This is a genomic window from Pseudomonas sp. 9.1(2019) (genome assembly GCF_009910445.1).
GTDB classification, from domain to species: Bacteria; Pseudomonadota; Gammaproteobacteria; order Pseudomonadales; family Pseudomonadaceae; genus Aquipseudomonas; species Aquipseudomonas paraversuta.
This window is the reverse complement of record NZ_VBWF01000005.1, coordinates 540,492-560,981: the sequence shown is the minus strand read 5'-3', so window position 1 is coordinate 560,981 and position 20,490 is coordinate 540,492. Positions and strand designations below refer to the sequence as shown.

The 20,490-nt window shown below is 57.1% G+C and carries 17 protein-coding genes; 9 read left to right on the top strand and 8 right to left on the bottom strand.

Annotated features, from left to right (window positions below):
- Window positions 1–30: 30 nt before the first annotated feature.
- From FEZ21_RS08610 to pcaR, 4 genes are all read right to left on the bottom strand, one after another.
- Window positions 31–1,323, bottom strand: coding sequence for an MFS family transporter (locus FEZ21_RS08610; protein ID WP_003443087.1), 1,293 nt, complete (start codon window positions 1,321–1,323; stop codon window positions 31–33).
- 118 nt (window positions 1,324–1,441) lie between these two features.
- Complete coding sequence (gene pcaF, locus FEZ21_RS08605; RefSeq protein WP_177412971.1) at window positions 1,442–2,647, bottom strand: 3-oxoadipyl-CoA thiolase; 1,206 nt, start codon at window positions 2,645–2,647, stop codon at window positions 1,442–1,444.
- Between the two features lie 227 nt (window positions 2,648–2,874).
- Window positions 2,875–4,221: an MFS transporter gene (locus tag FEZ21_RS08600; RefSeq protein ID WP_003443090.1), complete on the bottom strand. Its 1,347-nt coding sequence runs from the start codon at window positions 4,219–4,221 to the stop codon at window positions 2,875–2,877.
- Between the two features lie 299 nt (window positions 4,222–4,520).
- Window positions 4,521–5,363 carry a pca regulon transcriptional regulator PcaR gene (pcaR, locus tag FEZ21_RS08595; protein WP_003443092.1) on the bottom strand — a complete coding sequence of 281 codons (843 nt, stop codon included), beginning with the start codon at window positions 5,361–5,363 and terminating at the stop codon, window positions 4,521–4,523.
- A 772-nt stretch (window positions 5,364–6,135) separates the two neighbouring features.
- Between pcaR and FEZ21_RS08590 the strand changes: the two genes are divergently transcribed.
- Entirely contained in the window at window positions 6,136–6,336 is a 201-nt protein-coding gene (locus FEZ21_RS08590; protein WP_160626870.1) for a hypothetical protein, read from the top strand.
- Window positions 6,337–6,688: 352 nt separating this feature from the next.
- Window positions 6,689–8,161 carry an inorganic phosphate transporter gene (locus FEZ21_RS08585; RefSeq protein ID WP_003443096.1) on the top strand — a complete coding sequence of 491 codons (1,473 nt, stop codon included), beginning with the start codon at window positions 6,689–6,691 and terminating at the stop codon, window positions 8,159–8,161.
- A gap of 144 nt (window positions 8,162–8,305) precedes the next feature.
- Here the strand turns inward: FEZ21_RS08585 and ccoM are convergent, their stop codons facing one another.
- The 3 genes from ccoM to FEZ21_RS08580 all read right to left on the bottom strand — a co-directional run bounded on the left by ccoM (window position 8,306) and on the right by FEZ21_RS08580 (window position 9,150).
- Window positions 8,306–8,416 carry a cytochrome c oxidase subunit CcoM gene (gene ccoM / locus FEZ21_RS22795; protein ID WP_003443097.1) on the bottom strand — a complete coding sequence of 37 codons (111 nt, stop codon included), beginning with the start codon at window positions 8,414–8,416 and terminating at the stop codon, window positions 8,306–8,308.
- Window positions 8,417–8,558: 142 nt separating this feature from the next.
- Window positions 8,559–8,720 carry a hypothetical protein gene (locus FEZ21_RS22460; protein ID WP_003443098.1) on the bottom strand — a complete coding sequence of 54 codons (162 nt, stop codon included), beginning with the start codon at window positions 8,718–8,720 and terminating at the stop codon, window positions 8,559–8,561.
- Window positions 8,721–8,832: 112 nt separating this feature from the next.
- Window positions 8,833–9,150 carry an aspartate-semialdehyde dehydrogenase gene (locus tag FEZ21_RS08580; protein ID WP_160626868.1) on the bottom strand — a complete coding sequence of 106 codons (318 nt, stop codon included), beginning with the start codon at window positions 9,148–9,150 and terminating at the stop codon, window positions 8,833–8,835.
- 161 nt (window positions 9,151–9,311) lie between these two features.
- Here FEZ21_RS08580 and rapA point away from each other — a divergent pair, with 161 nt between their 5' ends.
- Window positions 9,312–12,158: an RNA polymerase-associated protein RapA gene (rapA, locus tag FEZ21_RS08575; RefSeq protein WP_003443101.1), complete on the top strand. Its 2,847-nt coding sequence runs from the start codon at window positions 9,312–9,314 to the stop codon at window positions 12,156–12,158.
- A gap of 275 nt (window positions 12,159–12,433) precedes the next feature.
- Window positions 12,434–14,638, top strand: coding sequence for a bifunctional diguanylate cyclase/phosphodiesterase (locus FEZ21_RS08570; RefSeq protein ID WP_127196135.1), 2,205 nt, complete (start codon window positions 12,434–12,436; stop codon window positions 14,636–14,638).
- A 155-nt stretch (window positions 14,639–14,793) separates the two neighbouring features.
- On the opposite strand, the gene FEZ21_RS08565 is transcribed toward FEZ21_RS08570, so the two are convergent.
- A complete protein-coding gene (locus tag FEZ21_RS08565) occupies window positions 14,794–15,099 on the bottom strand; it encodes a DUF2288 domain-containing protein (protein ID WP_003443105.1) in 306 nt (101 codons plus the stop codon).
- 355 nt (window positions 15,100–15,454) lie between these two features.
- On the opposite strand from FEZ21_RS08565, the gene FEZ21_RS08560 reads away from it, so the two are divergent.
- From FEZ21_RS08560 to FEZ21_RS08540, 5 genes are all read left to right on the top strand, one after another.
- On the top strand, window positions 15,455–16,594 hold the full coding sequence (locus tag FEZ21_RS08560; protein WP_269465423.1) for a branched-chain amino acid ABC transporter substrate-binding protein: 1,140 nt from the start codon (window positions 15,455–15,457) through the stop codon (window positions 16,592–16,594).
- A 249-nt stretch (window positions 16,595–16,843) separates the two neighbouring features.
- Window positions 16,844–17,767 (top strand): high-affinity branched-chain amino acid ABC transporter permease LivH, encoded by a 924-nt coding sequence (gene livH, locus FEZ21_RS08555; RefSeq protein WP_003443109.1) that lies wholly within the window; start codon window positions 16,844–16,846, stop codon window positions 17,765–17,767.
- Entirely contained in the window at window positions 17,764–19,020 is a 1,257-nt protein-coding gene (locus FEZ21_RS08550; protein ID WP_003443111.1) for a high-affinity branched-chain amino acid ABC transporter permease LivM, read from the top strand. Before livH ends, FEZ21_RS08550 begins: the two co-directional genes overlap by 4 nt.
- Entirely contained in the window at window positions 19,017–19,784 is a 768-nt protein-coding gene (livG, locus tag FEZ21_RS08545; protein WP_003443113.1) for a high-affinity branched-chain amino acid ABC transporter ATP-binding protein LivG, read from the top strand. Before FEZ21_RS08550 ends, livG begins: the two co-directional genes overlap by 4 nt.
- Entirely contained in the window at window positions 19,785–20,486 is a 702-nt protein-coding gene (locus FEZ21_RS08540; RefSeq protein WP_003443115.1) for an ABC transporter ATP-binding protein, read from the top strand.
- Window positions 20,487–20,490: the final 4 nt, after the last annotated feature.

The window sequence follows — 20,490 nt, the reverse complement described above, 5'->3', positions numbered from 1 at the left end:
CGCGCGCCGGTTATGGACGCGCGCGGTACATCACAGATCGTGGTGCAGATACTTGGGCTGCCTCGGCAGACGCAAGCTGAACAGGAAGGCGATAGCCATCATGACTGTCACATACCAGTAGAAGGTGTTTTCCATACCTTTGGCTTTCAGCGCGAAAGCCAGCACCTCGGCCGTACCGCCAAACAGGGCGTTGGCCACGGCATAGGCCATACCGACACCCAGCGCGCGGATGTGCGGAGGGAACATTTCAGCTTTCACCAACCCGCTGATGGATGTGTAAAAACTGACGATAGCCAGGGCCAGGGTAATCAGCACAAAGGCCAGAAATGGACTGGTGATGGTTTTCAATGTCAGCAAAATCGGTACAGTGCACAAGGTACCCAGCGCACCGAACCACAACATCGAGTTACGCCGACCGATTCTGTCGGCCAGCATGCCAAACAACGGCTGCATGCACATATAAAAGAACAGCGCGCCGGTCATGATGTAGCTGGCAGTTTTGACTTGCATGCCGGCTGTGTTCACCAGGAATTTCTGCATATAAGTGGTGAAGGTGTAGAAAATCAGCGAGCCACCGGCGGTGTAGCCCAGCACGGTAATAAATGCCGCTTTGTGATCACGAAACAAAGCGCCAACGCTCCCGGCGTCCTTGTTCTTGCGCGACTCCTCGCTCGTGGTTTCTTTAAGGGTACGACGCAGCAATAGCGAAATCAGCGCCGCCACGGCGCCAATGAAGAACGGAATGCGCCAGCCCCAGGCCCGCAGTTCGTCCTCTGACAGCAGTTGCTGAAGCACGACCACTACCAACACTGCCAGCAGTTGCCCGCCGATCAGGGTCACGTACTGGAAGGAGGCGAAAAAACCGCGCTCGCCCTTGGGCGCCACTTCACTCATGTAAGTGGCGGTGGTGCCGTACTCCCCGCCCACTGACAAGCCCTGAAAGAGTCGGGCCACCAGCAACAAAGCCGGAGCCCAAGCACCGATCGTGTCATAGGTCGGCATGAAGGTGATCACCAGCGAGCCGGCGCACATCATCAGTACCGCAATCATCATCGAGTTCTTGCGCCCGTGCTTGTCGGCAACCCGGCCAAACAGCCAACCACCGATGGGACGCATCAAAAAGCCTGCCGCAAACACGCCGGCAGTGTTGAGCAACTGCACGGTCGGGTCATCGGAGGGGAAAAAAGCCGGGGCGAAGTAGATTGCGCAAAAGGCATAAACGTAGAAGTCGAACCATTCGACCAGGTTGCCGGAGGAGGCACCGACAATCGCAAAAATCCTTTTTCTACGTTCCTCTCCCGTGTAGTGAGCTTCTGTTGTCATGTTTTTTACTCATCAGGTTTAGTTGCAGTTAGACATACCTTGCAACAACTATCACCGCAACCACAAGTAAGCCGAACGACTGAGACAGTGGTTCGGCCCTGTGTTCAATGCCTGACTGTCAAACCCGCTCGATGGCCAGTGCCAGACCTTGCCCGACACCGACACACATGGTGGCAAGCCCTTTTTTGCCACCGGTTTTTTCAAGATGATGCAATGCGGTCAGTACAATTCGCGCACCGCTCATGCCCAACGGATGGCCCAGGGCAATTGCTCCGCCATTGGGATTGACCTGTGGCGCATCGTCCGCCAGCCCCAGCTCGCGCAGAACCGCCAGGCCCTGGCTGGCGAAGGCTTCATTGAGTTCAATCACGTCAAAATCGCTGACGGCCAGGCCCAGGCGTTCAACCAGCTTGCGCACTGCAGGCACCGGACCGATACCCATTACCCGCGGTGCCACTGCGGCGCTGGCCATGCCCAGTACCCGGGCACGGGCGGTCAGGCCGTGACGTTTGACGGCATCAGCCGAGGCCAGAATCAGTGCCGCGGCGCCATCGTTCACCCCTGAAGCATTGCCGGCAGTCACGGTTTTGTCCGGACCATTGACCGGCTTGAGCTTGCTCAAGGTTTCAAGGGTGGTATCGGCGCGCGGATGCTCATCGTGTTCAACGACGGTTTCACCCTTTTTGTGCGCAACACGCACCGGCACTATCTCTTCAGCAAAGTAGCCGGCAGCCTGGGCTGCGGCTGTGCGTTGCTGGCTGCGCAGGGCGAAGGCGTCCTGATCGGCGCGGGAGATGTGATAGTCATCGGCAACGTTATCGGCGGTTTGCGGCATCGGGTCGACACCGTACTGAGCTTTCATCAGCGGGTTGATAAAACGCCAGCCGATGGTGGTGTCTTCGAGCTTCATGTTGCGCGAGAAGGCAGCGTCCGCCTTGCCCATCACAAAGGGCGCACGTGACATCGACTCGACGCCGCCAGCAATGGCCAGCTCCATCTCGCCGCTGGCAATCGCCCGGAAGGCTGTACCAATGGCATCCATACCCGAGGCACACAGCCGGTTAAGGGTCACGCCCGGAATGGTTTCCGGCAGCCCGGCCAGCAGAGCAGCCATGCGTGCCACGTTGCGATTGTCTTCGCCGGCCTGGTTGGCACAACCGAAAAATACTTCATCAACTTCGTTCCAGTTAACCCCGGGATTACGCTCGATCAGCGCCTTGATCGGCACTGCCGCCAGGTCATCGGCACGCACTGCGGCCAGACCTGCGCCAAAACGGCCAATGGGGGTGCGAATCGCATCACAGATAAAAACTTCACGCATCAGGCTTCTCCTGGTGTTGGCCACGGGCCAGCGCTGTAGGCGCGGTCACGCAAGCCGCTGAGTTCAACATCGAGCGGCCCGCGGTGAGCGGCATTTACATGCTTGACGGCGTGGTGCAACGAAATGATGTCTGGCAGGTTAAGCCGCCGACTCAACCTGAACAATCCGATAATCGACTATGTGTGCGCTAATCGAACACATAGTTAGCTTGCTGACTAATCAACCCGCAATCAGGTTGCATCGGCGTGACTGACCATGCCTTTGATCAGTACCGCGGTGGTCGCCAGAGCTGCCGGAATCACCAGCGCCGTCAGCACTTGCTCGAAGTTCCAGCCCAAGCCCAGCAGGGTTGCGCCCATCCAGGCCCCCAGAATGGCGCCGAAGCGACCAATCCCGAGCATCCACGAAACGCCCGTGGCCCGCCCTTGGGTCGGGTAAAAACGCGCCGCCAGGGACGGCATCGCAGATTGCGCGCCGTTTACACACATACCGGCCACCAGAACCAGAGTGGCCAGGATCGTGATATTGCCCAGGCTCTGCCCTACTGCGTAGGCAAACACTCCAGCCAGCAGGTAGAACACACCTATTACCTTGTGCGGATTGAATCGATCCATCGCCCATCCCACACCCACGGCACTCAAGACTCCGCCGAACTGGAAAAGCGCACCAATAAACGCGGCCTGCTCCATGCTGGCCCCGCTGTCACGCATCAGGGTCGGCAGCCAGCTGGTGAGCAGATACACAATCACCAGCCCCATGAAGTAGGTGAGCCACAGCAACAAGGTGCCGGCGCTATAGGTCCCGGAGAAGATCACGGCAAATACATTGCGCGCCTTGACGGTCTGCTGCTCGGGCACGCTGAAGCGGGTGGCGCCGGCAACAATGGCCGGAGCAATGGGTGCCAGGGTTTTACGAATCAGCTCAATACTTCGATTGCGTACCACCAGAAAACGCGCAGATTCCGGCAGCCACACCACCAGAACCAATGTCAGCAGCAACGGCAAGATCCCGCCGATCAGCAACAGGCTGTGCCAGCCGTACATCGGGATCAATTTGGCCGAGATGAAACCTCCGCCTGCCATGCCCAGATTGAAACCGCAGAACATGCTGGTCACCAACAGCGACTTGTGGCGCTCCGGTGTGTACTCAGACAGCAAGGTGGTGGCGTTCGGCATCCCGGCGCCAAGGCCCAGGCCGGTTAAAAAGCGCAAGACCAGAAGTTGATCGACATTAGTGCTGTAGGCCGAGGCCAGGCTAAACCCGCCAAACACCAGCACGGCCCCCACCAGCACCACTTTTCGCCCGAAACGGTCAGCCAGCGGCCCCGATCCCAAGGCTCCGAATACCATGCCTATCAGCGCCGCGCTCATGACCGGGCCAAGGCTGGCGCGGTCTATCCCCCAGTCCTGCGACAGGGCCGGAGCGATGAAGCCCATGGCTGCGGTGTCCAGACCATCCAGAAAGACAATCAGAAAACACAGAATGACTACTCGCCACTGGTAACGCGAGAGCGGCTGAGTATTGATAAATGACTGCACATCAAGGCAGTTTCCTGCTGCAGACTGAGACGAATTCATTATTTTTATTCCGGGAAAACGCAGGTGAACGAAAGCCTGCCAAGGAGCGGCTGCTCACACAAGAAACCTAAAAGAGGATGTCAAACCGGTCTTGGGAGGACCGTCGAAGACTGCTTCCAGATCAGGAAGTGGGGGGTGTTCATGGCGTTCGGCCTCTTCTTTATTATAGTGGGCGAATCCTGGTGAATGCTTGGGCAGACTGCATTCCAGGGCGCTCCCGGACAATAATCAGCCCGCCGCCGGCATGCAATTCGATAAACGCTTAACTGTGCGTTTATCGAACGCTTAGTGCGCCCACCTCAGCTGAACAGCTGGGCACTCAGGTCGCGACTGGAGCTCAGCATGATCGGCAGAAAGCGCTGCTCCAGTTCGGTACGGCTCACTCTTGCGGCATGGGTACTGACGTTCAAGGCTGCGAGCACTTGCCCGGAAGCGTCATATACCGGAACTGCAATGGAACGCAGCCCCTGCTCCAGTTCTTGATCAACCACACACCAGCCTTGTTCCCGCACCTGCTGCAAACACTCAAGCAACGCTTCGGGCGTATGCAGAGTACGGCTGGTCTTGGCCTGAAACTCAGCATGGGCCAGGTACTCGTGCAATGTCACATCATCCAGTGCCGCCAGGAGGATGCGGCCCATGGAGGTGCAATACGCCGGCAACCGCCCGCCCACGGAAAGATCTACCGAAATCAGGCGCTGAGTGGTAGCCGAACGGGCAATGTACAGAATGTCGTCACCCTCGAGGGTCGCCATGTTGCAGGCCTCATGCAGCTGCTCGCTCATGCGGTCCAGATACGGCTGGGCCGACACCGCCAAAGGTGTCGATGACAGGTAGGCATGACCGAGAGTCAGTACTTTGGGCAGTAACGAATAAGTACGGCCATCAGTAGTGGCATAACCGAGCTTGATCAGGGTGTACAGGCAGCGGCGCACTGCGGCCCGTGGAATCTCGGTGCGATGGCTGATCTGGGCAATGGTCAGATGGCGCTTGCGCTCCTGAAAGGCCTGCACCACCGCCAGCCCCCGGGCCAATGACGCCATAAAATCGGGATCGCCGGTGAACGCCTGGATACGCTTGGCGGGCGACGCCACAATCGGAGGCGCGATACAGGTAGCGGCATTGCGCAATACATCATTCATCTTCAATCCCCCTGCTTGAATTTATTGTTATTAACCACCTGTCCAACCCGCAGAACGCGTTTGACCCACACCACAGAGGGCGATTATCGAACTGTCGGGCGATAATCGCAATCGACTCGGCATTGCCCTGCCATTGCCCGCGCGGGTAATGGAGGGATCATTTACATGACGATCGATGATCTTCAATCAGCGCACTTAATCAACGCCTGCGGTCTTTATTAAAAAACCAGCCCTTTCACATTTCATGTGTCAAGCGCCCGACACAGATAGAAACCGTCTGTATAAAGCGCACAGATTAAACCCGGGCGCCGACTTGAAACTTGTGCAGCCAACTCCCCGCCCCCTCAACTAATAGATAAGGTTCGTATCATATCTAGTTAAGCCTTTAGTGCCGTGACTCGCCGATCACCCGAAAGTTGACGCGCCCGAAGTTATTGGGCGATAGTAGCAACATTACTTGGGCCAGCATGCTTCCTAAGTAAGTGAGTGCACAGAATCAAGCACCCTCCGTTATTGGATCCAAGTCGCTGAGTGAATTCAACAAGCCCCGCGGCTTAACATTCAAGTGCACTGCATGTTGTCCCCCTCGAGGGTGAACACTTACCGTGGCGATCTGCATTTTTAGTTGATGACATGCGGCGTGCAAAGAACGGCTTGTTTAACCTTGTCATTGCTTACAGGCCGTGCACAAGGCGAGCACACACGTTAAATCGAACGCCCTCTCGTACACGATGGTTCACCGGATTTAATCTCAACTCAATTAGGTAATACTGTGACGAAAGACGAACTGCGCGCAGAACTTGAGCGTCAGGAGCAACGTTACAAGGATGTTTACGGTGGCGAAGTGACTATCTACGCTGCCCAGCCAGAACCGGAGCGCAAACCCTGGCGCAAACGGGCCAGCCTGCTGGATCAGGCATTCTCCCAGGAAATTCAAAAAATTGAACAAGAGCTCAAGCCAGGGGAACCCTGAACCTTTGGCCTGAATGCAGCTATTGAGCGCGGCTGGAGGTCCCTGACGACTGGCCATTCGCGCGCGCATTGCTGTGGTTTGTGACGCCGAGGCTGAAACTACCCCTTCTCACGGGCCGGATTGAAGAAATTTCATCCTTCAGTCGTAGCCTTCACAAGGGCAGGTATCAGCCCCGCAAGAACGCGTACAGCCTTTGATATCAGCGGCTTGGAGAGGAGTTCAGGTTCTCTGCCGGGAATAGCCATCACTGGTTTTTTCATTTATAGATGTTACCAACGGACAGCTAGTGCATCGATTAGCGGGGTTTTCTGGCATAATCCGCACCCCTTTATGACCGTGTCAGAAAACCTTCATGATCGATCTATTAAGCGGATTGGACGCCTGGGTTCTTATCAGCCTCTTCTTCGCCCTAGCCTTTGTTCTCGCATTTGAGTTCATAAACGGCTTTCATGACACCGCGAATGCGGTAGCAACAGTCATCTACACCAAAGCCATGCCGCCTCATCTGGCGGTGTTCTTTTCCGGTGTGTTCAATTTTCTCGGCGTTCTGCTGGGCGGGGTCGGTGTGGCGTATGCCATCGTCCACCTGCTTCCGGTAGAGCTCCTGGTCAATGTAAACACCGGACATGGCCTGGCCATGGTGTTCTCGCTGCTTGCCGCTGCCATCACCTGGAACCTGGGAACCTGGTATTTCGGGATTCCCGCGTCGAGTTCACACACCCTGATCGGCTCTATCCTCGGTGTCGGCCTGGCCAATGCCCTGATCAACGGAATTCCGGTGAGTGAAGGTGTTAACTGGCAGAAGGCCATCGACATTGGCGCCTCGCTGGTGTTCTCGCCAATGGCCGGATTCGTGATTGCGGGACTGTTGCTGGTTGGTCTCAAGTGGTGGCGTCCTAACTCCAAGATGCACAAGACCCCGGAGCAACGCCGCAAACTGGACGACAAAAAGCATCCGCCGTTCTGGAACCGTCTGGTTCTGGTGATCTCGGCCATGGCGGTGAGTTTCGTTCACGGCTCCAACGATGGCCAGAAAGGCATCGGCCTGATCATGCTGGTTCTGATCGGCATCGTGCCAAGTGCGTTCGTTCTGGACCTCAACAGCACCACCTATCAGATCGAGCGGACTCGCGATGCAACCCTGCACCTGAGCCAGTTCTATCAGCGTAACAACGCCTCCCTGAGCGAGTTCCTGGCACTGGGCAAAAGCGTAAAAGACGACTTGCCGGATCAGTTCAGCTGCAACCCGCAGCAAACCGAGCCGACCATCGCCGCGCTACTGAGCTCGCTTAAAGGCGTAGCAGACTACCACTCGCTCCCGTCTGAAAAGCGTATCGAGATCCGTCGCTACCTGCTTTGCCTGGACGACACCGCGAAGAAAGTCAGCAAATTGCCAGCACTTGAAGCCCGTGAAAAAGCGGACCTCGAAAAACTGCGCAAAGATCTGACCGCCACCACTGAATACGCGCCATTCTGGGTGATTCTGGCAGTTGCTCTGGCTCTCGGGCTGGGCACCATGGTTGGCTGGAAGCGCGTGGTGAAAACCATCGGCGAGAAGATCGGCAAGCAAGGCATGACCTATGCACAAGGCATGGCGGCCCAGATCACCACGGCCTTTGCCATTGGCCTGGCCAATGTCTTCGCCCTGCCGGTATCGACGACACACATCCTGTCATCGGGTGTTGCCGGCACCATGGTCGCCAACAAGAGCGGCCTGCAAAGCAGTACGATCAAAACCATCCTGATGGCGTGGGTGCTGACCTTACCGGCCACCATCGCACTGTCTGCGGGGCTGTTCTGGCTGGCATCGAAAATGCTCGCCTGATTTAGCGTCGAACAAAAAAGGTACGCCCCTCACGGGTCGTACCTTTTTTTATGCCTGGGGTACGGGCAAAAAACCCACGCAAAAAAATAGGCGACCGAAGTCGCCCAAAATGCCTTGCGTGCTCATACCCCGAAAAGACCTGCGCTATTTGCGCTTGCGGGAGTCTTTCCAGATAAAAATGCCCAGTCCCGCGAAAAACAAGACCATGAGGCCGACGGTAAATACTCCAGCGATAACCACATTATCGAGAAACATGACGGCCTCCTGCGGGTCTGTTGTGTGTTGCAGCTAGATTAACCAGACGCGCAGGCGCAGAACTTGACCAGGATCAATAGTGATCCACGGCGACAGGGACTTGGACGGGATATTTGACACAGATCATCTAAAACGCCGCTGTTCAGCGTTTTTTAGGTTTTTTCTTCGGCTTTTTTGCGGGTTTTGCCAACGGCATTGCTTGCTCGAAGGCTTGCCGTACTTCATTCAGCTTCTTTTCTTTAAGGTCGTGCACCCGTTTGGCGCGTTCGGCACCCAGGTCGACCAGCTTGTTGTCTTGGCTCATAGCGCAATCAGGTCACTGTCAGTGTTTGAGTCGGTGCACCGCAGACCGCAAAGGTCTCAGGCAATGGGCCAATAATGCGACGCCGCGCCACCCCTGACCAGAAAAAATCGCCTCAGACCTTTATATCAACCCACAAACCCAGGCGCTGTGTGCCATCGACCGCTGGCAATTGCGGCCCTGCATCTTCAGCATCAGGGGGGCTTTGAGCCTCCTGCTCCTCTGCTTCACTGCGACGCTTTTGCTGTTGACGCTGCTGCTCCTCGCGCAGCAACAGCGTGGCCTGCTCGCTGTCATGATCGCTCAGGTTGATCGCGCTCTCACCCGCAGCTGCCTGGGCGGGCACCACCGGTGGAATGTCCGGCCGTGGGCGCACCGGATCTTGTTGAGACGTCACGGGGACTACACTCAGAGGCAGGATGGGCGGCAACATGGCGATTGTTCTCCTATTCCTGATGCTCGATCAACGTGAGCCACTCATCGAAAACCGCTACCGGCCCAAGTAAAGCCGAACAGCTTTTTATGAGAGTCCTTTGGACTGAGGCCCCTGATCCGTTAATATACTCGGCTTTTTCGAAGCGGGAGTCAGGCAGCATGGCGCAGCAGTATCAACCGGGGCAACGCTGGATTAGTGACAGCGAAGCAGAGCTAGGTTTAGGCACCGTTCTGGCACAGGACGGTCGCTTGTTGACCGTGCTCTATCCGGCCACTGGCGAAACCCGCCAATATTCGCTGCGCAACGCACCGCTCACGCGCGTACGGTTCTCGCCGGGTGACACCATCATCCACTTCGAAGGCTGGAAGATGACCGTGCGCGAAGTCGACGATGTCGACGGGCTGATGGTCTATCACGGGCTCAACGAGCAAAACGAGCCTGTCACCCTGCCAGAAACCCAACTGTCGAACTTCATCCAGTTCCGCCTGGCCAGCGACCGTTTGTTCGCCGGCCAGATCGATCCGCTGTCCTGGTTCTCCCTGCGTTACCACACCCTTGAACACACCAGCCGCCAGTTGCAGTCGCCACTGTGGGGCCTGGGCGGTGTGCGTGCACAACCTATTGCCCACCAGTTGCACATCGCCCGCGAAGTTGCCGACCGGATTGCACCACGGGTCCTGCTGGCTGACGAAGTAGGCCTGGGTAAAACCATCGAAGCCGGTCTGGTCATCCACCGCCAGCTGCTCAGTGGCCGCGCCAGCCGCGTGCTGATCGTGGTGCCGGAAAACCTGCAGCACCAATGGCTGGTGGAGATGCGCCGGCGCTTCAACCTTGAAGTCGCGCTGTTTGACGAAGAGCGCTTCATCGAAAGCGATGCCAGCAACCCGTTTGAAGATACCCAGCTGGCGCTGGTTGCACTGGAATGGCTGGTCGACGACCCCAAGGCTCAAGACGCTTTGTTTGCAGCGGACTGGGATTTGCTGGTGGTCGACGAGGCCCATCACCTGGTGTGGCACGAAGACCAGGTCAGCCCGGAATACGCCTTGATTGAACAACTGGCAGAAGTGATCCCAGGCGTATTGCTGCTGACCGCTACCCCGGAACAACTGGGCCAGGACAGCCACTTCGCCCGCTTGCGCCTGCTCGACCCCAACCGCTTCCACGATCTGGCCGCCTTCCGTGCCGAGAGCGAGAACTATCGCCCGGTCGCCCAGGCCGTGCAGGAACTGCTGGACAAAGGCCGCCTGTCGCCTGAAGCCCACAAAACCATTCACGGCTTCCTCGGTGCCGAGGGTGATACCTTGCTGGCCGCCGTTAACGATGGCGATGCCGAAGCCAGCGCACGTCTGGTACGCGAACTGCTCGACCGTCACGGCACCGGCCGCGTCCTGTTCCGTAACACCCGCGCAGCCATTCAGGGCTTCCCGGAGCGCAAGCTGCATGCTTATCCGCTGCCATGCCCGGACGAATACCTGGAACTGCCGCTGGGCGAACATGCCGAGCTCTACCCCGAAGTCAGCTTCCAGTCCCAGCCGGACGCCAGTGAAGAAGAACGCTGGTGGCGCTTTGACCCTCGGGTCGAGTGGCTCACCGACACGCTGAAGATGCTCAAACGCACAAAAGTGCTGGTGATTTGTGCCCACGCCGAGACCGCAATGGACCTGGAAGACGCCCTGCGCGTGCGCTCCGGCATCCCTGCAACGGTCTTCCACGAAGGCATGAACATTCTTGAGCGCGACCGCGCAGCGGCCTACTTCGCAGACGAGGAGTTCGGCGCCCAGGTACTGATCTGCTCGGAAATCGGCAGTGAAGGTCGTAACTTCCAGTTTGCTCATCATTTGGTGCTGTTCGATCTGCCGTCCCACCCGGACCTGCTGGAACAACGAATTGGTCGTCTGGACCGGATCGGCCAGAAACACATTATCGAAGTCCACGTGCCGTACCTTGAGACCAGCCCGCAACAGCGCCTGTTCCAGTGGTACCACGAAGCGCTGAACGCCTTCCTCAATACCTGCCCTACCGGCAACGCACTGCAACACACGTTTGGCCCGCGCCTGCTGCCGTTGCTTGAAGCTGCTGACGATGAAGAGTGGCAGGCATTGATCGACGAAGCCCGCGCCGAACGCGAGCGTCTGGAGCAAGAACTGCACACCGGTCGCGACCGCCTGCTGGAGTTGAACTCCGGCGGCTCGGGCGAAGGCGAAGCGCTGGTTGAAGCGATCCTTGAACAAGACGATCAATTCACCCTGCCGATCTACATGGAAACCCTGTTCAACGCCTTTGGCATCGACAGTGAAGACCACTCGGAAAACGCCCTGATCCTCAAGCCAAGCGAAAAAATGCTCGACGCCAGCTTCCCCCTTGGCGACGACGAAGGCGTGACCATCACCTACGACCGCAACCAGGCCCTGTCGCGCGAAGACATGCAGTTCATCACCTGGGAACACCCGATGGTGCAGGGCGGCATGGACCTCGTATTGTCCGGTTCGATGGGCAACACCGCTGTCGCACTGATCAAAAACAAGGCACTCAAGCCCGGAACCGTACTGCTTGAACTGATTTACGTCAGCGAAGTGGTTGCCCCGCGCTCGCTGCAGCTGGGCCGTTACCTGCCACCTGCCGCTCTGCGCTGCCTGCTGGACGCCAACGGCAATGACCTGTCATCACGCGTGGCCTTCGAAACCTTGAACGAACAACTGGAAAGCGTGCCCCGTGCCAGCGCCAACAAGTTCATTCAGGCCCAGCGTGACAACCTCACGCCGAAGATCAACGCCGGTGAAGCCAAGATCGCGCCACGCCACGCAGAACGTGTTGCCGAGGCACAGCGTCGCCTGGCCGCCGATACTGAAGAAGAGTTGGCACGCCTGACAGCATTGCAAGCGGTTAACCCGAGCGTGCGTGACAGCGAACTGGTTGCCTTGCGCAAGCAACGGGAACAAAGCCTGGCCATGCTTGAGAAAGCCGCCCTGCGCCTTGAAGCCATTCGCGTATTGGTCGCAGGCTGATTGAAAACCCGCTTGCGCAAGGCAAGCGGGTTTATTGATTCCCCCTGAGCAGGAGCCCAACCTGCTCACGCAGCAGGCTTCAAGCCTCGTGATCAACAGCGCGAGGCTTGCCCCTTGCCGCCTTAGCGCTAAGAGGAATAGCGATCCTAATTCTCATAACATAATGATAGACATCATCTTGCCATCATTGCTGCAGCCAAAATTCCAGCCTCTATACTTGAGACCGAGCTAGCGCCTGACGACTAGCAAATCTGCAATCAGTGCCGAGGCGCGCTATGGAATGGCTGGACTTGCAGTTTTTTGGTCCGCACATGGATAACGGGCGACAACTGCTTTACAGCAGCCATAACCCTTATCTGGTATTTCTCGCCTATCTGGTGGCCTGCGCGGCTGCTTTAGCTGTGCTGCACATGGTGGAACGTACTGCCAACAGCGAAAAAACCATGGCAAAAACCGTGTGGCGATGGCTTGGCGCCAGCTGCCTGGCAGGCGGTATTTGGGCCATGCATTTCATCAGCATGCTGGCATTTGAATCCCGGTCCGAAACCCACTACGACCTTGGCATCACCAGCGTCTCGCTGTTCATTGCATGGATTGGTACCCTCATCGCCATGCAAATCCTCAATACCCCTGCCCCCAGTCGTGCCCGGCTACAGCTGGCGGCGCTGGTTTTTGGGGTGGCTGTTTGCTGCATGCACTATGTCGGCATGTCAGCCATGCACTCCAACAACCTGAGCCATTATCAACCGCAGCTGATCGCTCTCTCCTTGTTCACGGCCGTCGCAGCAAGCTATGGCGCGCTGCTGATGACCTCTTGCCTGCTCTCCACCAGCGGTTTGCCCCATCAGCTTTTCAAATACGCCATCAGCCTCGCTGCCGGTGCAGCCCTGCTCAGCGTGCACTTCATCGGCATGTGGGCGATGCACACCTACTCGCCTGCTGGCGACACCGGTCAGGCACTCATTGAAAACAACCACTGGCAACTGGCCTTGATGGTGGCCCTGATCAGCTTGTTGCTGATTGGCTGCAGCATCAGCGCAGCCTTGGTCGACAAGAAACTGCAGCACAAAGAGCATGACCTGAAACGGGTCAACGCCCTGCTCAGCCAACTTGACCTGGCCCGCGTGTCCTTGCAGCAGGTGGCGCTTTACGACCCGCTGACCAATCTGATCAACCGGCGCGGGTTCAACCAGATTTTTGCCGAAAAGCTGATCGAGCGCACGGCACACAACGGCAAGCTGGCGGTGATGTTTCTCGACATTGATCACTTCAAGCGCATCAACGACAGCCTGGGCCATGATGCCGGGGACCAGTTGCTCAAGACCATCGCCACCCAAATCAAAAGTGCCACCCGCAGCCATGATGATGTGGTCGCGCGTTTTGGCGGCGATGAATTCTGCATTTTAGTCAGCCTCAACCACCGCGATGAAGCTCAAAGCATGGCCCAGCGCATCATGCTTAAACTCAAAGAGCCCATCGAGTTGGCCGGCAGACGCATGGTGATGACCACCAGCATCGGCATCAGTGTGTTTCCGGACGACGGCACCACCAGTACCGAGTTGCTCAAACACGCAGATCTGGCGCTCTACCAGTCCAAAGGCAATGGTCGCAATAGCCTGACCTTCTTCAGCTCGAACCTGAAAGCCCGCGCGTCGCTGGAACTGCAGATAGAAGAAGAACTGCGCAATGCACTGATCGATGGCAGCGGATTACTGGTGCATTACCAACCCATCTTTGACCTTAAGACAGGCCGTGTCGCCAAACTCGAAGCCCTGGTGCGCTGGCAGCACCCTGAGCATGGCTTGCTCGCCCCGGACCGTTTCATCAGCATTGCCGAAGCCAACGGTCTGATCGCCGAACTGGACCACTGGGTGTTGCGCAAGGCCTGTCAGGACCTGGCTGCCCTGTCACGCATGGGCTGGCAGCAACTGGGGGTCGCGGTTAATTGCTCGGCACTGAATCTGGTACGGGTAGAGCTGGCCGACGAGATTGAAAATGCCCTGCGAACATCCGGCATCGCCCCCCATCGACTGGAGCTGGAAGTCACAGAAAACGCCTTGATGGGAAATATCAACAGCACCTCGCAACTGCTTCGGCAGATTCGCGCCCTCGGCGTGTCACTGTCGATTGATGACTTCGGCACCGGGTATTCCTCCCTCGCCTATTTAAAGCGCCTGCCTCTGAACACGTTAAAAATTGACCGTTCATTCATTCAGGAAATCCCGGCCTCCAGCCAGGACATGGAAATCGTCCAGGCCATTATCGTCATGGCCCACACCCTGCACTTGCAGGTGGTCACCGAAGGCGTTGAAACCAATCAGCAATTCGAGTTCCTCAGGCAATACGGCTGCGACTATGTCCAGGGCTTTCTGCTAAGCCGCCCGGTACCTTTTGAGGCTCTGCATGAGTTGCTCGATGAACTGAATAAACGCTCCCTGCCCGAGTCCGGTCACACAGCCTTTCAACTCTCGAGCCAGTAAGCCCGAAGCCATCTGGCAGGCACAAAAAAACGCCACAGTCGGGACTGTGGCGTTTCTCTACGGCAACTGGCCACTACGGCGAAACCAGTTACTGCCCTACACACTCACGACCTGAAATGCCTACGGCAAAAAACGCTCTAACTTGGTGCTTTATATTATTTCTCTGCCCTTTCCTGGACCATAACCCAGGGGGAAACCACCACTGCCCACAACTGCGGGTTACGCTCAAGAACGTCTAGCGCCTGCGCTTCGGTCATCTTTCCAAGCACTCCGGACGCCATCCAGGCGGCCACTTTCTCTGCATCATCCTGAGTCACGGCCTGCGCCGCTTCGATCAGGTCCAGTGCAGGATCAACCCACAACAGATCGCCTTTGGCGAAGAACGGCTGCAAGGCATCCCATTCAATAGTTGAGGTCTCGCCAAGCAGCTTGGCATAGAGGGTGCTAGGTTCTTGGTTCATGGGTTTCACCTGGTAAAAAATCGGCGTAATGATAGCGCCGCTCACCGGGTAGAAAAACCCGAATAAAGGTGGAGACGCCAAGAAAGAGAAAGGGCTAAGGACGGCAAGGCTGATCTGGCAACATTCAGATAAAAAACATCAGCATATTCCGCCGCCATTCTGTCTCTTTCTTTCGTTTAAGCGACATTTCCTGCTTTTTCCCTCGGATACACGCTATTCAAGCGCTAAACCGGCGCTCTACACTGTACCGGTACAGTTGCAGGGGGGATTGGCCGGGAATTTCGCTAGAAAAGACCCGGTCCGGCTGCCTTGGCTTCCAGGACTATAAAAATTACAACAGAAGAGTGGAGCACCAATAGAGATGGCTACTAAGCAAATTACCAAATTGTTTGCCGCGATGGTTTTGGCCGGGGTTGCCAGCCATTCGTTTGCAGCAGACACCATCAAGATCGGTATTGCGGGTCCTAAAACAGGCCCTGTTACTCAGTATGGCGACATGCAGTTCACTGGCGCCAAACAGGCTATTGCAGACATCAACGCCAAAGGCGGAGTTGACGTCGACGGCAAAAAGCTCCTGCTTGAAGCCAAGGAATACGACGACGCCTGCGATCCAAAACAAGCCGTTGCAGTAGCCAACAAAATCGTCAACGACGGCGTCAAGTTTGTAGTCGGTCACCTGTGCTCCAGCTCCACCCAGCCTCCTTCGGACATCTACGAAGACGAAGGCATCATCATGATTACCCCCGCCGCCACCGCGCCGGAAATCACCGCCCGTGGTTACAAGAACATCTTCCGCACCATCGGTCTGGACAGCGCTCAAGGCCCTGCGGCCGGTAACTACATCGCCGATCACGTCAAACCGAAAGTCGTCGCAGTGCTGCACGACAAGCAGCAGTACGGTGAAGGTATCGCCACCGCGGTCAAACAGACTCTGGAAAACAAAGGCGTCAAAGTCGCAGTCTTTGAAGGCGTCAATGCTGGCGATAAAGACTTCGCGGCGGTCATTGCCAAGCTCAAGCAAGCCAATGTCGACTTCGTTTACTACGGCGGTTACCACCCTGAGCTGGGCCTGATCCTGCGCCAGGCCAAGGAAAAAGGCCTGAACGCCAAGTTCATGGGCCCGGAAGGCGTGGGTAACGACTCCATCTCGCAAATCGCCCAGGGCGCTTCCGAAGGTTTGCTGGTGACCCTGCCACAAGCATTCGACCAACAGCCTGAAAACAAGGCACTGGTAGCGAAGTTCGTCGCAGACAAAAAAGACCCTACCGGTCCGTTTGTATTCCCTGCCTACACCGCAGTTGAAGTCATTGCCCAGGGTATTGAACAAGCCAAAAGCGAAGACACTGCAAAAGTGGCCAAAGCCATCCATGACGGGACATTCAAGACCCCGATGGGCGACCTGAGCTTTGATGACAAAGGCGACCTGAAGAACTTCAAGTTCGTGGTCTACGAATGGCACTTCGGCAAACCCAAAACAGAGGTTAGCCCTCAGTAAGTCCCGGTTCCTGATCTGACAACGAAGCCCACTGCGCGAGCAGTGGGTTTTGTTTTACGAACCCTGGATTCACAGAAAAGGGGCCGCGCTTTCGTGATCCGGAAGTCTGCCCACCTGAAAATCTTTAAAACCGTCACCAGCGGTTCGCTGGCAGAAGACCTGCGCTCAAAGTGGGTGAAAACCCCCATGACCCAGGCCGGAAAATGACTCCACCAGTGAAATGCGTCTCAGGTTTTTAGGAGCTTTGTAATGCCTGACATCTATCACTTCTTCCAAATGCTGGTTAACGGCCTCAACGTTGGCAGCACCTATGCCCTGATCGCCATCGGCTATACGATGGTTTACGGCATTATTGGAATGATCAACTTCGCCCACGGCGAGGTGTACATGATTGGTTCCTACATTGCGTTTATCGCCATCGCCGGCCTGACCATGATGGGTCTGGACAGCGTGCCATTACTGCTGACCGGGGCGTTTATCGCCAGCATCGTGGTCACCAGTGCTTATGGCTACAGCATTGAACGGGTGGCTTACCGTCCTCTGCGTGGCAGTAACCGCCTGATCCCCTTGATTTCTGCCATCGGCATGTCGATTTTCCTGCAAAACATGGTGCTGTTGTCCCAGGACTCGAAAGACAAATCGATCCCTAACCTGATCCCCGGCGGCTTCACCTTCGGTCCGGGCGGGGCTAGCGAAGTCGTTGTCTCCTACATGCAAATCGTAGTCTTCGTGGTCACCCTCCTGGCCATGCTCGGCCTGACCCTGTTCATCTCCCGTTCACGCCTTGGCCGCGCCTGCCGCGCCTGCGCCGAAGACATGAAGATGGCCAACCTGCTGGGCATCAACACCAACAACGTGATTGCCCTGACGTTTGTGATCGGCGCCGCTCTGGCAGCCGTTGCCGCCGTTCTGATCAGCGTTCAATACGGCGTGATCAACCCCGGCTCCGGTTTCCTCGTGGGGCTTAAAGCCTTCACTGCTGCAGTATTGGGCGGGATCGGCAGTATCCCCGGCGCAATGCTTGGTGGTCTGGTGCTTGGTGTGGCTGAAGCCTTTGGTGCCGATATCTTTGGCGACCAGTACAAAGACGTAGTGGCTTTCGGCCTGCTCGTATTGGTACTGCTGTTCCGTCCGACCGGCATTCTGGGACGTCCGGAGATTGAAAAAGTATGACTAGGAATCTTAAATCGGCGTTCTTCAGCGCCCTGCTGGTATGGGCCGTCGCCTACCCGGTACTCGGTCTGAAACTGACTATCGTCGGAATCAACATCGAAGTTCACAACACCAGCACCTTTACCCTGAGCGTGATTGCGATCTGCTCGCTGCTGATGTTTGTGCGCGTGCTGTTCAACCAGCAACTGAGCGCGGCCTGGAAGGCTTCGCCCAACATGCCAAAAGTGCCGTCCAAAGCCACTGACTTCCTGACCCTGCCCAGCACCCAGCGCTGGATCATTCTGGGTCTGGTGATCGTGGCCCTGATCTGGCCGTTCTATGGTTCCCGCGGTGCCGTGGACATCGCCACCCTGATCCTGATCTACGTGATGCTGGGCCTTGGCCTGAACATCGTGGTCGGCCTGGCCGGGCTGCTCGACCTGGGTTACGTGGGCTTCTATGCAGTGGGTGCCTACACCTATGCATTGCTGGCGCACTACTTCGGCCTGAGCTTCTGGATCTGCTTGCCGCTGGCCGGTTTGATGGCAGCCACCTTTGGTTTCCTGCTGGGTTTCCCGGTCTTGCGTTTACGCGGTGACTATCTGGCCATCGTGACCCTGGGCTTTGGTGAAATCATCCGTCTGTTCCTGCGTAACCTGACGGACATCACCGGCGGGCCGAACGGCATCAGCAACATCCCGAAACCGACCCTTTTCGGCCTGAGCTTCGACAGAACCGCAGCCGAGGGCATGCAGACGTTCCACGAATACTTTGGCATCGCGTACAACTCGATCAACAAGGTGATTTTCCTGTACCTGATCGCGCTGGTGCTGGTGCTTATCGTACTGTTCGTGATCAACCGCCTGCTGCGCATGCCGATCGGTCGCGCGTGGGAAGCCCTGCGTGAAGACGAAATTGCCTGCCGTGCACTGGGCTTGAATCCGACCATCATCAAGCTGTCGGCCTTCACCCTGGGTGCCACCTTTGCAGGCTTTGCAGGCAGCTTCTTTGCCGCCCGCCAGGGCCTGGTGACCCCGGAGTCGTTCACCTTCCTCGAGTCGGCGATCATTCTGGCCATCGTGGTACTGGGTGGCATGGGCTCGCAACTGGGCGTGATTCTGGCAGCCGTGGTGATGATCCTGCTGCCGGAAATGATGCGTGATTTCAGTGAGTACCGGATGCTGCTGTTCGGCGCCCTGATGGTGCTGATGATGATCTGGCGTCCGCAAGGTCTGCTGCCAATGCAACGTCCTCATCTGGAGCTGCGAAAATGAGCCGCGAGATACTGAAAGTCAGTGGCCTGTGCATGCGCTTTGGCGGCTTGCTGGCGGTGAATGGCGTCGCGCTGACCGTCAAGGAAAAACAGGTAGTGTCAATGATCGGCCCTAACGGCGCCGGCAAAACCACGGTGTTCAACTGCCTGACCGGCTTCTACAAGCCATCGTCGGGCAGCATCCTGCTGGATGGCGAACCCATTGAAGGCCTGGCAGGCCATGAAATTGCCCGCAAGGGCGTGGTGCGTACCTTCCAGAACGTGCGCCTGTTCAAGGACATGACAGCCGTTGAGAACCTGTTGATTGCTCAACATCGCCATCTCAACACCAACTTCCTCGCGGGGCTGTTCAAAACCCCGGCGTTCCGTAAAAGCGAGCGCGATGCCATGGACTACGCCGCGTACTGGCTGGACAAGGTCAACCTGACCGAGTTCGCCAACCGCCCGGCGGGCACCCTGGCCTACGGCCAGCAACGGCGCCTGGAAATCGCTCGCTGCATGATGACGCGCCCGCGCATCCTCATGCTCGACGAACCGGCAGCCGGTCTCAACCCCAAGGAAACCGAAGACCTCAAGGCGCTGATCAGCGTTTTACGCAACGAGCACAACGCTACGGTGCTATTGATTGAACATGACATGAAACTGGTCATGAGCATTTCCGACCATATCGTAGTGATCAATCAGGGCACACCTTTGGCCGACGGGACTCCGGAGCAGATCCGCGATAACCCTGAAGTGATCAAAGCCTATCTGGGGGAAGCGTAAATGCTGCAATTTGAAAACGTCTCTACCTTTTACGGCAAGATCCAGGCACTGCATGGGGTGAATGTCGAGGTACGTCAGGGCGAGATCGTGACCCTGATCGGCGCTAACGGCGCTGGCAAGTCGACCTTGATGATGACCCTGTGCGGCTCGCCCCAGGCCCAAAGCGGCAGCATTCGCTATCTGGGCGAAGAACTGGTGGGGCTGACTTCGGCGCAGATCATGCGCAAGAGCATTGCCGTGGTACCGGAAGGCCGGCGGGTATTTGCCCGCCTGACCGTGGAAGAGAACCTTGCCATGGGCGGGTTCTTTACTGAGAAGCACGAATACCAGGAGCAAATGGACAAGGTTCTGCACCTGTTCCCGCGCCTGAAAGAGCGTTTCAATCAACGGGGCGGCACCATGTCCGGTGGCGAGCAGCAAATGCTTGCGATCGGCCGGGCGCTGATGAGTAAACCCAAGTTGCTGTTGCTCGACGAACCATCACTTGGGCTGGCTCCGATCATCATTCAGCAGATTTTCGACATTATTGAACAACTGCGGGATGAGGGCGTGACGGTGTTTCTGGTGGAGCAGAACGCCAACCAGGCGCTAAAAATTGCTGACCGCGCCTACGTGCTGGAAAACGGCCGGGTGGTGATGCAAGGCACCGGAGAGCAATTGCTCAACGATCCAAAAGTGCGTGATGCCTATCTGGGCGGCTGACGCT

Coding starts and splice junctions, on each gene's coding strand:
- FEZ21_RS08610 (WP_003443087.1), bottom strand. CDS start 1,323: ATGACAACAGAAGCTCACTACACGGGAGAGGAACGTAGAAAAAGGATT.
- FEZ21_RS08565 (WP_003443105.1), bottom strand. CDS start 15,099: ATGAACCAAGAACCTAGCACCCTCTATGCCAAGCTGCTTGGCGAGACC.
- livG (WP_003443113.1), top strand. CDS start 19,017: ATGAGCCGCGAGATACTGAAAGTCAGTGGCCTGTGCATGCGCTTTGGC.
- FEZ21_RS08600 (WP_003443090.1), bottom strand. CDS start 4,221: ATGAATTCGTCTCAGTCTGCAGCAGGAAACTGCCTTGATGTGCAGTCA.
- pcaR (WP_003443092.1), bottom strand. CDS start 5,363: ATGAATGATGTATTGCGCAATGCCGCTACCTGTATCGCGCCTCCGATT.
- FEZ21_RS08585 (WP_003443096.1), top strand. CDS start 6,689: ATGATCGATCTATTAAGCGGATTGGACGCCTGGGTTCTTATCAGCCTC.
- ccoM (WP_003443097.1), bottom strand. CDS start 8,416: ATGTTTCTCGATAATGTGGTTATCGCTGGAGTATTTACCGTCGGCCTC.
- FEZ21_RS08570 (WP_127196135.1), top strand. CDS start 12,434: ATGGAATGGCTGGACTTGCAGTTTTTTGGTCCGCACATGGATAACGGG.
- livH (WP_003443109.1), top strand. CDS start 16,844: ATGCCTGACATCTATCACTTCTTCCAAATGCTGGTTAACGGCCTCAAC.
- FEZ21_RS22460 (WP_003443098.1), bottom strand. CDS start 8,720: ATGAGCCAAGACAACAAGCTGGTCGACCTGGGTGCCGAACGCGCCAAA.
- FEZ21_RS08580 (WP_160626868.1), bottom strand. CDS start 9,150: ATGTTGCCGCCCATCCTGCCTCTGAGTGTAGTCCCCGTGACGTCTCAA.
- FEZ21_RS08550 (WP_003443111.1), top strand. CDS start 17,764: ATGACTAGGAATCTTAAATCGGCGTTCTTCAGCGCCCTGCTGGTATGG.
- FEZ21_RS08540 (WP_003443115.1), top strand. CDS start 19,785: ATGCTGCAATTTGAAAACGTCTCTACCTTTTACGGCAAGATCCAGGCA.
- rapA (WP_003443101.1), top strand. CDS start 9,312: ATGGCGCAGCAGTATCAACCGGGGCAACGCTGGATTAGTGACAGCGAA.